Annotated in this window: 13 protein-coding genes; 4 read left to right on the top strand and 9 right to left on the bottom strand. The window is 71.4% G+C overall.

Annotation, left to right across the window (positions count from 1 at the left end; all coding sequences use genetic code 11):
- Nucleotides 1-44: 44 nt before the first annotated feature.
- Entirely contained in the window at nt 45-497 is a 453-nt protein-coding gene (locus tag ACZ69Q_RS00900; protein WP_471034049.1) for an ATP-binding protein, read from the top strand.
- A gap of 24 nt (nt 498-521) precedes the next feature.
- On the opposite strand, the gene argF is transcribed toward ACZ69Q_RS00900, so the two are convergent.
- Together argF and ACZ69Q_RS00890 are read right to left on the bottom strand one after the other, a co-directional pair.
- Nucleotides 522-1,532, bottom strand: a complete 1,011-nt coding sequence (gene argF / locus ACZ69Q_RS00895; protein ID WP_471034045.1) for an ornithine carbamoyltransferase — start codon at nt 1,530-1,532, stop codon at nt 522-524.
- Nucleotides 1,533-1,628: 96 nt separating this feature from the next.
- Nucleotides 1,629-2,852: an arginine deiminase gene (locus ACZ69Q_RS00890; RefSeq protein WP_471034043.1), complete on the bottom strand. Its 1,224-nt coding sequence runs from the start codon at nt 2,850-2,852 to the stop codon at nt 1,629-1,631.
- A 123-nt stretch (nt 2,853-2,975) separates the two neighbouring features.
- Here ACZ69Q_RS00890 and ACZ69Q_RS00885 point away from each other — a divergent pair, with 123 nt between their 5' ends.
- Together ACZ69Q_RS00885 and ACZ69Q_RS00880 are read left to right on the top strand one after the other, a co-directional pair.
- On the top strand, nt 2,976-4,040 hold the full coding sequence (locus ACZ69Q_RS00885; protein WP_471039967.1) for an SPFH domain-containing protein: 1,065 nt from the start codon (nt 2,976-2,978) through the stop codon (nt 4,038-4,040).
- Nucleotides 4,037-4,936: a hypothetical protein gene (locus ACZ69Q_RS00880; RefSeq protein ID WP_471034042.1), complete on the top strand. Its 900-nt coding sequence runs from the start codon at nt 4,037-4,039 to the stop codon at nt 4,934-4,936. Before ACZ69Q_RS00885 ends, ACZ69Q_RS00880 begins: the two co-directional genes overlap by 4 nt.
- A 3-nt stretch (nt 4,937-4,939) precedes the next feature.
- On the opposite strand, the gene ACZ69Q_RS00875 is transcribed toward ACZ69Q_RS00880, so the two are convergent.
- The 3 genes from ACZ69Q_RS00875 to ACZ69Q_RS00865 form a co-directional block, all read right to left on the bottom strand.
- Nucleotides 4,940-7,480, bottom strand: coding sequence for a polynucleotide kinase-phosphatase (locus ACZ69Q_RS00875; protein ID WP_471034038.1), 2,541 nt, complete (start codon nt 7,478-7,480; stop codon nt 4,940-4,942).
- Nucleotides 7,477-8,961 carry a 3' terminal RNA ribose 2'-O-methyltransferase Hen1 gene (locus ACZ69Q_RS00870; protein WP_471034036.1) on the bottom strand — a complete coding sequence of 495 codons (1,485 nt, stop codon included), beginning with the start codon at nt 8,959-8,961 and terminating at the stop codon, nt 7,477-7,479. Before ACZ69Q_RS00870 ends, ACZ69Q_RS00875 begins: the two co-directional genes overlap by 4 nt.
- 199 nt (nt 8,962-9,160) lie before the next feature.
- Nucleotides 9,161-10,081 (bottom strand): LLM class F420-dependent oxidoreductase, encoded by a 921-nt coding sequence (locus tag ACZ69Q_RS00865; RefSeq protein WP_471034033.1) that lies wholly within the window; start codon nt 10,079-10,081, stop codon nt 9,161-9,163.
- Nucleotides 10,082-10,325: 244 nt separating this feature from the next.
- Here ACZ69Q_RS00865 and ACZ69Q_RS00860 point away from each other — a divergent pair, with 244 nt between their 5' ends.
- On the top strand, nt 10,326-10,502 hold the full coding sequence (locus ACZ69Q_RS00860) for a hypothetical protein (protein WP_471034030.1): 177 nt from the start codon (nt 10,326-10,328) through the stop codon (nt 10,500-10,502).
- A gap of 110 nt (nt 10,503-10,612) precedes the next feature.
- On the opposite strand, the gene ACZ69Q_RS00855 is transcribed toward ACZ69Q_RS00860, so the two are convergent.
- The 4 genes from ACZ69Q_RS00855 to ACZ69Q_RS00840 form a co-directional block, all read right to left on the bottom strand.
- Nucleotides 10,613-11,095, bottom strand: a complete 483-nt coding sequence (locus tag ACZ69Q_RS00855) for a DUF6099 family protein (protein ID WP_471034028.1) — start codon at nt 11,093-11,095, stop codon at nt 10,613-10,615.
- Between the two features lie 198 nt (nt 11,096-11,293).
- A complete protein-coding gene (locus tag ACZ69Q_RS00850) occupies nt 11,294-11,620 on the bottom strand; it encodes a nucleotide pyrophosphohydrolase (protein WP_471034025.1) in 327 nt (108 codons plus the stop codon).
- The gene (locus ACZ69Q_RS00845; RefSeq protein WP_471034022.1) at nt 11,617-12,915 is read right to left on the bottom strand and encodes an AAA family ATPase; all 1,299 of its coding nucleotides are present in this window, start codon (nt 12,913-12,915) and stop codon (nt 11,617-11,619) included. The genes ACZ69Q_RS00850 and ACZ69Q_RS00845 overlap by 4 nt, the downstream gene beginning before the upstream one ends.
- An 85-nt stretch (nt 12,916-13,000) precedes the next feature.
- Nucleotides 13,001-13,390, bottom strand: coding sequence for a cell division protein SepF (locus tag ACZ69Q_RS00840; protein WP_471034020.1), 390 nt, complete (start codon nt 13,388-13,390; stop codon nt 13,001-13,003).
- Nucleotides 13,391-13,614 lie beyond the last annotated feature (224 nt).

Below are 13,614 nucleotides of genomic sequence, written 5' to 3'. Positions count from 1 at the left end.
TGGCGCCGTACCATTCATAAGGTTGAAAGCAGGACAGCCTGCTCATGAACGGACCCGCCTTGCACGATCGCTCCCCCGCCTCCGCCTCATGGCGTATCGCGCTGCCGCACACCACCGCGGCGGTGCCTGTCGCCCGCGCACTGGTCCGTACGGCGCTGGCCGAGCTGGAGTTCGCCGCCGACTGCGACACGGCGGAGCTGCTGACGGCGGAACTGGTCGCGAACGCCGTGGAGCACACCGCGGGCAGCGGCCCGATAGAGCTCGTGGTGGAGTTGCTGCCGTCCGGCTGCCAGGTCGAGGTGCACGACCCGGACCCGGCCCCGCCGGGCAACCTGACCCGCCCCACCCCGGGCGAGCCCGACCCCTGGCAGGAGCACGGCCGCGGTCTGCTTCTGATCCGCACCCTCAGCTCGTCCTGCGGCCACCGCCCGACGGACTCCGGCAAGGCCGTATGGTTCCGGCTGCCGGTCGTGCCGGCCCAGCGCCGCCCGGTGTGAGGCCGGGGCGGCCACGCTCCGCGGCTAGCGTCCGAGCGTGGCCACCAGGACGGCCTTGATCGTGTGCATCCGGTTCTCCGCCTCGTCGAAGACCACCGAGTGCTCCGACTCGAAGACCTCGTCCGTGACCTCCAGCGACTCCAGCCCGTGCTGCTCGAAGATCTCGCGTCCGACCTTCGTGCCGAGGTCGTGGAAGGCGGGCAGGCAGTGCAGGAACTTGACGTTCGGGTTGCCGGTGGCACGCAGGACGTCCATGGTCACCGCGTAGGGGCCGAGGGCCGCGATCCGCTCGGCCCAGACCTCCTTGGGCTCCCCCATGGAGACCCAGACGTCGGTCGCGACGAAGTCGGCGCCACGGACACCGTCGGCGACGTCCTCGGTCAGCGTGATGACGGCGCCGCTGTCCTCGGCCAGCTTGCGCGCCCGCGCCACGATGCCGTCGTTCGGCCAGTACTCCTCGGGCGCGACGATCCGTACGTCCATGCCGAGCAGCGCGCCGGTGATCAGATACGAGTTGCCCATGTTGAAGCGGGCGTCGCCCAGGTACGCGAAGGCGATCTCCTTGAGCGGCTTGTCCGCGTGCTCGGTCATGGTGAGCACGTCGGCGAGCATCTGGGTGGGGTGCCAGTCGTCGGTCAGGCCGTTGTACACGGGCACGCCCGAGTACACCGCCAGGTCCTCCACCTTCGCCTGGCTGTCCCCGCGGTATTCGATACCGTCGTACATGCGGCCGAGCACGCGCGCGGTGTCCTTCACGGACTCCTTGTGGCCGATCTGCGAGCCCGAGGGGTCCAGGTAGGTCGTGGAGGCACCCTGGTCGGCGGCGGCGACCTCGAACGCGCAGCGCGTCCGTGTCGAGGTCTTCTCGAAGATCAGCGCGATGTTCCTGCCCCGCAGGTACTGCATCTCGACCCCGGCCTTCTTCGCGGCCTTCAGCTCGGCGGCCAGCTCGATCAGCCCCAGGAACTCCTGCTCGGTGAGGTCGAGCTCCTTGAGGAGGTGGCGGCCGGCGAGGGCGTTCGGGACAGTCGCCATGAGGGCGCTCCAGAGGTACGTGAACAGGGACCCTGGAAGTCTATACGACCATAGGCATTTCTATACAGCCACGTTTCCGCAGGTCTTCCTACGGCTCTACACGGCCGCACGCTCGACCGGACAGCTCATGCACCGCGGCCCGCCTCTGCCCCGGCCCAGCTCACTTCCGGGGATCTCGATCACCTCGATCCCCTGCTTGCGCAGATGCGTGTTGGTGGTGGAGTTCCGTTCGTAGGCGACCACGACACCCGGCTCCACGGCCAGCACGTTGCAGCCGTCGTCCCACTGCTCGCGCTCGGCGGAGTGGACGTCCTGGGTCGCGGTGAGGACGCGGATCTCGCTCAGCCCGAGGGCGGCGGCGATCGCGCGGTGCATGTGCTCCGGCGGATGGTCGGTGACCTTCAGCTCCTTGTCGCCGGTGCCCGGTTCGATGGTGTACGAGCGGAGCATGCCGAGCCCGGCGTACTGGGTGAAGACATCGCCGTCGACCATCGTCATCACGGTGTCGAGATGCATCAGCGCACGCTTCTTGGGCATGTCGAGCGCGACGATCGTGTGCGCCGAGCCGGCGGCGAACAGCTTGTGGGCGAGCATCTCGACGGCCTGCGGAGTGGTCCGCTCGCTCATACCGATGAGCACCGCGCCGTTGCCGATCACCAGGACGTCCCCGCCCTCGATGGTGGAGGGGAAGTCGGCCTGCCCCTCGGACCAGAAGTGGAACGTTTCCTCGCGGAACAGCGGATGGTGCCGGTAGATCGCCTCGAAGTGCACGGTCTCGCGCTGGCGGGCGGGCCAGCGCATGGCGTTGACGGAGACACCGTCGTAGATCCAGGCCGAGGTGTCCCGGGTGAAGAGGTGGTTGGGCAGGGGCGCGAGCAGGAAGTCGTCGAGCTCCATGACGTGGAAGCGCACCGAGGTCGGCTCCAGGTGCGCCTCCAGGAACTCCCGCTTGGTCATGCCGCCGACGAGGGCCTCGGCCAACTCGGGCGCCGACAGGCTTTCGAAGGCCGCGCGGAGGTGGCCGGTGGCGAGCACCCCGTACTCCTTCTCGTCGAAGACCCGGTCCAGGACGAGCTCGCGGGCCGCCGGGATCTCAAGGGCCTCGGTGAGCAGGTCGCCGAAGAGGTGGACGGTGACCCCGCGGTCACGCAGTACGTCGGCGAACCCGTCGTGCTCGGCGCGTGCCCGGCGCACCCACAGCACGTCGTCGAAGAGCAGGGCGTCCTTGTTGCTGGGGGTGAGCCTTTTGAGCTCGAGATCGGGCCGGTGCAGTATGACGCGGCGCAGCCGCCCGGCCTCGGAGTCGACATGGAATCCCATGTCTCCATCCTGACCACCGAGGGGCCGGTTCACCCCCTGCTTGCCACCATCTTCTTTTCGTCCCCTTGACGACAAACAGCCCGGACGATTATCGTCTACATGACGAAAAAGAGGGGGGTCTTCATGGCCGACATCACCCGGCGCCTGGGCTGGCGCCATCTGCGCGGCGCGCCCACGGCGCACATCCGCCACCACCGCGGCGCCAAACTGCTGCACGACGGCCCCGGGCTCAGCTTCTGGTTCCGTGCGCTGACCGCGGCGATCTCCGAGGTCCCGGTCGACGACCGGGAACTGGCGATGACCTTCCACGCCCGCACCTCCGACTTCCAGGACGTGGCCGTCCAGGCGACGGTCACCTACCGGATCAGCGACCCGGCCGTGGCCGCCGCCCGCCTCGACTTCTCGATCGACCCGGACTCGGGGTCCTGGCGCGCCGCGCCCCTGGAGCAGCTCGGCACCCTGCTCACCGAGACCGCACAGCAGCACGCGCTGGACGTCCTGTCCCGTACCCCGCTGTCGGCGGCCCTGGTCGACGGCGTGACGGCGGTACGGGAGCGGATCGCGCAGGGCCTCGGCTCGGAGCCCCGGCTGCCCGCGACCGGCATCGAGGTGGTCGCCGTACGCGTCGTGGCGTTGCGCCCCGAACCGGAGGTGGAGCGGGCGCTGCGCACGCCGGCCCGTGAGCAGATCCAGCAGGAGGCGGACCGGGCGACCTACGAGCGGCGGGCGGTCGCCGTCGAGCGGGAGCGGGCCATCGCCGAGAACGAACTGGCCAGCCAGATCGAACTCGCCCGCCGCGAGGAGCAGTTGGTGGACCAGCGCGGCACGAACGCGCGCCGGGAGGCCGAGGAGCACGCGGCCGCGGACGCGGTCAGGGCCGAGGCGGAGGCCGCGCGGACGGTACGACTCGCGGAGGCGGAGGCGGCACGGACCGTACGGCTCGCGGAGGCGGAGGCCACCCGGTCCGTACGGCTGGCCAAGGCCGAGGCCGAGGGTGCGCGTGAGGTCGGCGAGGCGCGGGCGCAGGCGCAGGCGGCCTGGCTGCGGGTGCACGCGGAGGTGGACGTGGCGACGCTCAACGCCCTCACCGGGACGCGGCTCGCGGAGAACCTGCCGCGGATCGACAGTGTGACCGTCTCGCCGGATGTGCTGACCGGGCTGCTCACCAGGCTGGGAGCGCGGGAGTGAGCCTCGCCCCGCGGGTCGTCCTCGTCCATCGCACCACGGAGTACGAGGAGTTGGTGGCCCGGCACGGCACGCACGGCCAGGCCGCCTTCTTCCTCTCGTCCCGGGGCCGGGACATCGAGGAGGTCGCCGAACGCCACCGCCGTACGCGCCGGGCGCTGACGGAGGTGACCTCCGCGATCCCGCTGACCTGGCGTCAGAGCCGGGTGGAGCGGGCCGACCTGGACCGGTTCCTGTTCGGGCCGGAGGACGTGGTGGTCGTGGTCGGGCAGGACGGCCTGGTCGCGAACGTGGCCAAGTACCTCGCCGGACAGTTGGTGCTGGGCATCGACGCCGACCCCGGCCGCAACCCGGGCGTCCTGGTGCGGCACCGTCCCGCGGACGCGGCCGGATTGTTCGCGTCCACGCAATCCGCAAGGGGGGACGTCGACGAACTCACCATGGTCGAGGCCGTCGCCGACGACACACAGCGTCTGGTGGCGCTCAACGAGATCTACCTGGGCGCCGTCGGTCACCAGACGGCCAGATACCGCCTGGGCCTGGAGGGCGACGGGGGTGTCGTCGAGGCCCAGGCCTCGTCCGGGGTGCTGATCGGCACCGGGACGGGGGCGACAGGTTGGATCCGGTCGGTGTGGCAGGAGCGGGGAGGGCGGCTGCCGCTGCCCTCCCCCACCGAGGAACGCCTGCTGTGGTTCGTCCGGGAGGCCTGGCCCTCCCCGGCCACCGGTACGTCACTGGTGGCCGGGGAACTCGCCGCCGCGACCGGGCTGCGCCTGACCGTCGAGTCCGAGCGGCTGGTGGCCTTCGGGGACGGCATGGAGACGGACGCGGTCGAGCTGACCTGGGGGCAGACGGTCCGGGTCGGCGTGTGCCGGGACCGTCTGCGGCTCGTCAACTGACGGTCACAGGCGCGGGTCCACCGGCTCCGACTCCAGCGCCAGCACCCCGAACACCGCCTCGTGCACCCGCCACAGCGGCTCGCCCTCCGCCAGCCGGTCCAGGGCCTCGAGCCCCAGCGCGTACTCGCGGACGGCGAGGGACCGCTTGTGGTTGAGGAACCGGTTGCGCAGGCGGGCCAGGTTGTCGGGGCGCGTGTACTCCGGGCCGTAGATGATCCGCAGGTACTCACGGCCCCGGCACTTGATGCCGGGCTGCACCAGGCGGCCCTGGGGACTGCGCACCACCGCGCCGAGCGGCTTGACGACCATGCCCTCGCCGCCGCGGCCCGTCATCTCCAGCCACCAGTCGACGCCGGCCCGGACCGACTCCGGGTCACCGGTGTCGACGTACAGGCGCCGGGTGGTCTGGAGCAGACCGCTGCCGTCGTGCTCCACCAGCCGGTCCAGGAGCGCGAGCTGCTCGTCGTGCGGGAGCCCGGCGAGGCTGCGGCCCTGGACCGCCAGGAGCTGGAACGGGGCGAGGCGTACGCCGTCCAGGCCGTCCGTCGTCCAGCAGTAGCGGCGGTACGCCTCCGTGAACGCGGAGGCGTCCGAGGCCCTTTCGCGCTGGCGTTCCAGCAGCTCCGAGACGTCGACGCCGCGCGCCGCCGCTCCCTCCAGCGCGGCCACGGCACCGGGGAACACCGCCCCGGAGGCGGCGCCGACGGCCGCGTACTGCGAGCGCAGCAGACCGGACGCCTTCAGCGACCACGGCATCAGCTCGGCGTCGAGCAGCAGCCAGTCCGTCTCCAGTTCGTCCCAGAGCCCGGCCTCGCCGGCCGCCTTGCGGATCCGGTCGAGGATCGTCTCCGTCACCGACTCGTCGTCGAAGAACGGGCGGCCGGTGCGGGTGTAGAGCGATCCCGTCGGACCGTCCACGCCGAACTTCTTGCGCGCGGCTTCCGAGTCCCGGCACACCAGGGCCACGGCCCGCGAACCCATGTGCTTCTCCTCGCACACGACCCGCTCGACGCCGTCCTCCTTGTACTGCGCGAAGGCCTCCGCCGGGTGCTCCAGGTAGCCGTCGATGTGCGAGGTCGCCGTCGGTGCCATGGTCGGCGGGAGGTACGGCAGCAGCCGCGGGTCGACCGCGAACCGGCTCATGACCTCCAGGGCCGCCGCCGCGTTCTCCTCGCGGATCGCGACACGGCCCTGGTGCCGGGTCTCCACGGCCCTGCGTCCGTGCACGTCCGCCAGGTCGAGCGGGCGGCCGTCCTGTCCGCCGGGCGCCTCGGTCCGCAGCGGCTTCGCCGGCTCGTACCAGACCTGCTCCGCGGGTACGTCGACGAGCTCGCGCTCCGGCCAGCGCAGCGCGGTCAGCTTGCCGCCGAAGACGGCGCCGGTGTCGAGGCAGATGGTGTTGTTCAGCCAGGTGGCCTCCGGGACCGGAGTGTGGCCGTACACCACAGCCGCGCGGCCCCGGTAGTCCTCCGCCCACGGGTAGCGCACCGGCAGCCCGAACTCGTCGGTCTCGCCGGTGGTGTCGCCGTACAGCGCGTGCGAGCGCACCCGCCCCGACGTACGGCCGTGGTACTTCTCCGGCAGACCGGCGTGGCACACCACCAGCTTGCCGCCGTCGAGGACGTAGTGGCTGACGAGCCCGTCGATGAACTCCCGCACCTCCGCGCGGAACTCCTCGCTCTCGTGCTCCATCTGCTCGATCGTCTCGGCGAGTCCGTGCGTGTGCTGGACCTTGCGGCCCTTGAGGTAACGCCCGTACTTGTTCTCGTGGTTGCCCGGCACGCACAGCGCGTTGCCCGACTTCACCATCGACATCACGCGCCGCAGCACACCGGGGCTGTCCGGGCCGCGGTCGACGAGGTCGCCGACGAAGACGGCGCTGCGGCCGTCCGGGTGCACGCCGTCGACGTAGCCCAGCTTGCCCAGCAGCGCCTCCAGTTCGGACGCGCAGCCGTGGATGTCGCCGACGAGGTCGAAGGGGCCGGTGAGGTGGGTGAGGTCGTTGAAGCGCTTCTCGGTGACGACGGTGGCGTTCTCGACGTCCTCCACACCGCGCAGGACGTGCACCTTGCGGAAGCCCTCGCGCTCCAACTGCCTGATCGACCTGCGCAGTTCGCGGATGTGCCGCTGGATGACCCGGCGCGGCATGTCGGCCCGGTCGGTGCGGGCCGCGTTGCGTTCGGCGCACACCTCCTCGGGGACGTCGAGCACGATGGCTATCGGCAGCACGTCGTACTCCCGCGCGAGCTCGATGAGCCGGCGGCGGGAGTCCTGCTGCACGCTGGTGGCGTCGACGACGGTACGGCGGCCGGCGGCCAGGCGCTTGCCCGCGATGTAGTAGAGGACGTCGAAGGCGTCCCGGGTCGCGCTCTGGTCGTTCTCGTCGTCGGAGACCAGGCCGCGGCAGAAGTCGGAGGAGATCACCTCGGTGGGCTTGAAGTGCCGTCGGGCGAAGGTGGACTTGCCGGAGCCGGAGGCGCCGACGAGGACGACGAGGGAGAGGTCGGTGACGGGCAGGACACGCCCGTTCGTTGCCTGGTTCATGCGGCCTTCGCCTCCTTCTCGTCGTTACCGGTCGTCACGGCTGTGCTCATTTCGAAGACGGCCATCTGTGTCGGCGGCCCCACCTCGGGGTCGTCGGGGCCCACAGGTACGAACTCCACGCCGTACCCGTGCCGTTCTGCCACCTTGTCCGCCCACGCGCGGAACTCCTCGCGGGTCCACTCGAACCGGTGGTCGCCATGCCGGACGTGTCCGGCCGGCAGGGACTCCCAGCGGACGTTGTACTCCACGTTCGGGGTGGTCACGAGGACGGTCCGGGGCCGCGCGGCGCCGAACACCGCGTACTCCAGGGCGGGCAGCCGCGGCAGGTCGAGGTGCTCGATGACCTCGCTGAGCACGGCGGCGTCGTAGCCCTTGAGGCGGTTGTCGGTGTAGGCGAGGGAGCTCTGGAAGAGCTTCACGCGCGAGGCCTGCCGCTCCCCCATCCGGTCCAGCTTCAGCCGCCGCCCGGCGATGGTGAGCGCCCGCATCGACACGTCCACGCCGACGATCTCGGTGAACGCCGGGTCCTTGAGCAGGGCCTGCACCAACTGCCCCTGTCCGCATCCGAGGTCGAGCACGCGCGTGGCGCCGGACGCCTTGAGCGCGGCGAGAATCGCGTCCCGGCGCTGCACGGCGAGCGGGGTCGGCTTCTCCTCCGCCTCGGTGTCGGCCTCGACGGCGTTGTCGATGTCCTCGACCTCGCTGTCGTCGGCCTCCGCGAGCCGCACGAGCTCCAGCCGCTCCATCGCCTCGCGGGTCAGCGACCAGCGGCGCGAGAGGTACCGGCTGGTGATCAGCTTCTGCTCCGGGTGGTCCGGCAGCCAGCCCTCACCGGCGCGCAGCAGCTTGTCGACCTCGTCGGGGGCGACCCAGTAGTGCTTGGCGTCGTCGAGGACGGGGAGCACGACATACAGGTGCCGCAGGGCCTCGGCGAGCGTCAGCGCCTGCGACTCCAGGACGAGCCGGACATAGCGCGAGTCGCCCCACTCGGGGAACTGCACGTCCAGTGGCACGGGCTCGACGGTCACGGCCCAGCCCAGCGGCTCGAACAGGCGGCGGACGAGCTCCGGGCCGCCTCGGGCCGGCATCGAGGGCACCTCGATACGCAGCGGCAGTGCCTCGGCGGCGCGCTCGGGACGGGCGTTGCACACACCCCGCATCGCGCTGGAGAACACGGCACTCAGCGCCACGGCCAGCAGCGAGGAAGCCGCGTAGGGGCGGTCGTTGACGTACTGCGCGAGCGCCGCGTCGGGGGCGCCGCCACGGCCCTTGCCCTTGCCGCGCCTGACCAACGCCACCGCGTCGACCTCCAGAAGCAGCGCGGCCGTGCAGCGTTGGGCGTCCGCCTCGGGGTAGAGGACGTGGGCCGTGCCGTAGGAGGTGGAGAACCTCTGGGCCTTCTCGGGATGCTTGTGCAGCAGGAAACCGAGATCGGTCGCGGGGCGTTCGGGGGTCCCGGTGGTGGTGATGGTCAGGAACACGGTGGTCGGCCTTCGGATCGGTTCTGCGCCGCGCCTGCGCGCCGCCCGTACAACCTACCGAGCGGACACCGGAACCACCTGCACTTTTTCTCCCGTCCCGCCCGCCGCGGGCTGCCCGGTCATCTCCTGGTCGGCCAGGGGGCGACGTACACCGCGGCCCCCGGGGACACACTCCCCGGGGGCCGCGGGCGGGGCATCTCTAAAGCTGGGACTGCACCTGCGAGGAGATGAGTTCCAGGTGGTCCAGGTCGTCCAGGTCGAGGACCTGGAGGTAGATCCGCTGCGAGCCCGCCTCCTGGTAGCGGCCGATCTTCTCGACGACCTCGTCCGGGGAGCCGGCGAGCCCATTGGCCTTCAGCTCGTCCACCTCACGTCCGATCGCGGCGGCACGACGGGCGACTTCCTGGTCGTCCTTGCCCACGCACACCACGAGGGCGTTGGAGTAGACGAGGTCGTCGCCCTTGCGGCCGGCCTCCTCGGCGGCGCCCCGCACCCGGCCGAACTGACGCTCGCTGTCCTCGATCGAGGCGAACGGCATGTTGAACTCGTCGGCGTACCGGCCGGCCAGCCGCGGCGTACGGGTGGCGCCGTGGCCGCCGATCAGCACCGGAATCCTGTCCTGCGCGGGCTTGGGCAGGGCGGGCGACTCGGTCAGGTCGTAGTAGGAGCCGTGGAAGTCGAAGGTCTCGCCGACCTCGGTCGCCCACAGCCCGGTGACGATGGCGAGCTGCTCCTCCAGCCGCGCGAACTTCTCCTTCGGGAACGGAATGCCGTACGCCTTGTGCTCCTCCTCGAACCAGCCCGCGCCGAGGCCGAGTTCGACCCGGCCGCCGGACATCTGGTCGACCTGCGCGACCTGGATGGCGAGCACGCCGGGGAGCCGGAAGGTGCCTGCCGTCATCAGGGTGCCGAGGCGGATCCGCTTGGTCTCACGGGCGAGGCCGGCGAGCGTGATCCATGCGTCGGTGGGCCCGGGAAGACCGTCCCCGGAACCCATCTTCAAATAGTGGTCGGACCGGAAGAAGGCATCGAATCCGAGGTCCTCGGTGGCCCTCGCCACGGTGAGCAAGGTCTCGTAGGTGGCCCCCTGCTGGGGCTCGGTGAAGATGCGAAGATCCATGACTCCATCCTGCACGCCGTGACCCCCGCCGACCGCACCGGTCCCCCTGGCCCCCGCAAACCCGGTCGAGTGAATTCCGTCAACGCCGAAGGCGGCGTCAGCCCGGGCCAGTGACCGCCCCCGACGGTGATCGTTGGCTCGGTCGGAGCCGGACCGCCCGGCCCTCGCCCCGGCCGGTCGGCGCCGGAGCGTCACCGTGTCGGCCCACTGCCACTGGGGGGGCCGGAGGCCCGAGGAGGCCGTCATGTCCGAGGAATTCGCGCCACAGCAGAGCGACGGGAGCGGCCGGCCGAAGGGGCTGCTCCAGCAGATGGAGGAGCTGATGGCAGCCCTCAACGCGGACCTGTCGGCGCTGGACGCGGATCTGCAGGCGACCGGCGGCCCCGGGCGGGGCCAGCGGCAGGAGGGCGAGGCGGGCTGACCGGCCTGCCGCTGCGGCTGACCAGGCCCTCGGCGCTGTCGTGGTCGTCGTGCCGGGGGCTGCCGCGCTCCTCAGCCCTCCCAGACCCGCTCCGCTCTGAACGGACCTCGTCAGGACGCCGCCTGCCCCGCCTCCCGCTCCGCCAGTACCTGATCCCGGTCGGCAAGTCTGCGCAGCATCTCCAGGACCCGGTCCCGGGACTCGTCGGCCGCGTCGATGGCCTCCATGCACTGCCAGTACGTCGCCTCGTCGTCCGCGGCGCTGGCCAGGCCGACGAGGGCGATGCCGGCCTCACCCAGCAGGCTCCCCAGATTCAGCAGCGCCTGCCGCGCGTCGCCCAGCTCCGTGAGCTGGGCCGCGCGTAAGTCGCCGTCGGCCAGTTCCGGGGTGTCCAGGACGCCGCAGCCGCGCCCGGCCAGCTCCGTCAACCCCAGCGCCTCGCCGCGCAGTTCGGGTGGACCGAAGACCGCGAACCGGCTGCCGATCGCCTGAGCCAGGGCCTGCGCCTGCCACACCTCGGTCATGATTTCCGGCGCGCCCCCACTTCCCGCCAGCGCACGCCTGCTCGTCACGATGAGCCGCACCGCGTCCATCCGCAGTCCCCGTCTGTCTGGACGCGCTGCCCACGCGTCCGCCTGAACTCCCTTGTTCACTACCCAGCGTGAAGGGCCCTGAGACGAAAAGCCAGAGGAAGACGGAAATCTGCGGACAACTTTTCGGTTGCGGTCTGCTGAACGGATACGGAGAGTTAAAGCGGACGACCACCTTCTCGGGGCGCACGCCCGCCTTCGCTAGGGCGCGGGAAACCGGCGCTCGTTCCGGTCGATCTTCGCGTCCAGCGCAGCCAGCACATCGATCCCTAGCACCTCACAGAGCTGCAGCAGATACGCCAGCACATCCGCGACCTCATCCGTCACGCGCGCCGCGGAGTCCGCCTCGTCCATGACCCGCGCCGATTCCTCCGGCGTCAACCACTGGAAGATCTCCACGAGTTCGGACGCCTCGACGCTGAGCGCCGCGGCGAGGTTCTTCGGTGTGTGGTACTGCTGCCAGTTGCGCGCTGCGGCGAACTCGGCCAGCCTGCGCTGGAGCTTGGCCACGTCAAGGGGTTCGGTCACGGCTCCAGGTGTACCACCGTGACCCCGCCCGCCCCGGCCAGCCCCGACGCGTCGCTCACGGCCCCGACCAGCCGGATGTGCCCCCGTTCGCACATCCGCGCAGCCAGCGCGGTCAACTCCCGCAGTTGCGCGGGATCCAGCCCCCGGTCGAGCCCGTCCGCCAGCACGGTCAGCGTCTGCATCGCCGCCGGTACCTCCCCCGCGGGGTCGACCTCCAGCACGCCGGGCCCGGTCAACAGGACCAGCGACAGCGCGAGATGGCGCAGCTCGCCGTCCCCCAGCCTGCCGAGCTCGGTCCGCACTCCGTCGCCCCGGTCGAGCACGCCGCGTACCGTCCCGTCCCCGAGCACCTCGGCGATCACGTCCGCCACGCTCCCCGCGCAGCCCGCCCGGGCCGCGGCCACGAGCAGCGCATGCCGCTGTCCGCACTCGGCGCGCGTCCGCCACAGCACCTCGGCGAGGTTGTCGCAGCCCCCGAGCAGACGCCCGGACCCGACCGGCACCGCGGCCCGCATCCGCTCGGGCCGCGGGTCACAGGCGAAGACCGACCGCAGCGCCACCACCATCTGTTCCGCGGCGGCGAGCACCCGCCGCTGCCCGTCCGTCTTGCCGGCCACGCGCAACGGCAACAGCGCGGTACCGAGCCGGTCGTCGGGCAACGGGGCCCGTGTCACCGGCGACTGACCGGCCGTGTGCCAGGCGGCCTGCACGTAGGGGCGGCTCGGATCACGCAGGGCCGTCTCCAGCAGGACGAGGCCGCCCGCGCTCAACCGCTCCCCCACGATCCGCAGTTCGGGCTCGGCCTGCACGGCGACATCGAGCCGGACCGGCCCCTCGGGGCCATCGGCCGTGCACCCGATACGGAATCCGCGCCGGCGCTGGGCATCGGGCCGCGCCCGCTCCGGGACGTACGCGACCGGGTCCGGGAATGCCTCACCGGCCTCGGCGCCGCCGCCGAGCCGCGCCAGCGCCTCGTACGCCCGCAGCGCACTCGTCTTCCCGCACCCGCTCGGCCCGGCGAGGAGAGTGAGCGGCCCGAGCGGGAACGCGGCCCGCCGATGCCGGGCGAACGCGGACAGCCGCAGCTCGGTAAGCCGGGGCCGAGAGGGCTGCGCCGCGCCGCCCGCGGGGCGGGACGTATCGGACTCACCCGCCCTGTGTTCCGAATGCGGATCACCCGCCGTGCCTTCCGCAGGCGGATCACCCACCCCGCGTTCCGCAGGTGGATCACCCGCCCGGCGCCCCTGAAGGGGCAACGGCACGGCATCGGCACCAGACACGAACGACACGACCATGTCCGGACCGTAGGCCCACGGCCGGCGGGCGAACCGTTCCGGCCGGGAGCCCTTCCTACGATCGGGCGACCGCCCCGCCGTGCCGTCAGGTACCGGGAACCCCGGCCCCCTCCATCAGCCCGCTCACCTCGGTCCCCGGCGGCGTGAGAAGGAACACGTTCCGGTCCACCCGGTGCATCCCGCTGCCCAGGCCGAAGACGACCCCTGTACTGAAGTCGAGGACGCGCTTGGCGACCTCGTTCTCCGCCCCGGTCAGATCCAGCAGCACCGGGATCCCCGCCATCAGCGTCTCCGCGACCTCACGGGCGTCGCCGAACACATTGACCCGCAGGACGACGAAGCGGCGGCGGGGCTCTGTCACCGCCTCCGGCATCGCACGATGGTCCACCGCCGACGGCCAGGCGTCGCGGCCGCGCAGCGGCACGACCTGGGCGAGCCCTTCCCACTGTTCATCGGTGACGTCGTGGCTGTTCACCGGCTCCCCCCGCCTTGACTCGCCTTCAATTCCTGCACCGGCCAATTCTTACGCCAAGTCACCCGTTCGGCCCAACAGCGACACGGTCCGCGACCGCCTCACACGCCCCACATCGCGCCACCGCAAGCCCCTCACATCGCACGACGGGCGGCTGTGTGGCCGACGTAACTCCTCATGATCAAGCGATGTGACATCGACGTAACGGGCAATTCGTACGCTCCAGG

The sequence above is a fragment of the Streptomyces sp. NPDC036764 genome (genome assembly GCF_055609385.1).
Note: the sequence above shows the minus strand (reverse complement) of the source record. Positions and strands in the feature narration are given on the sequence as shown.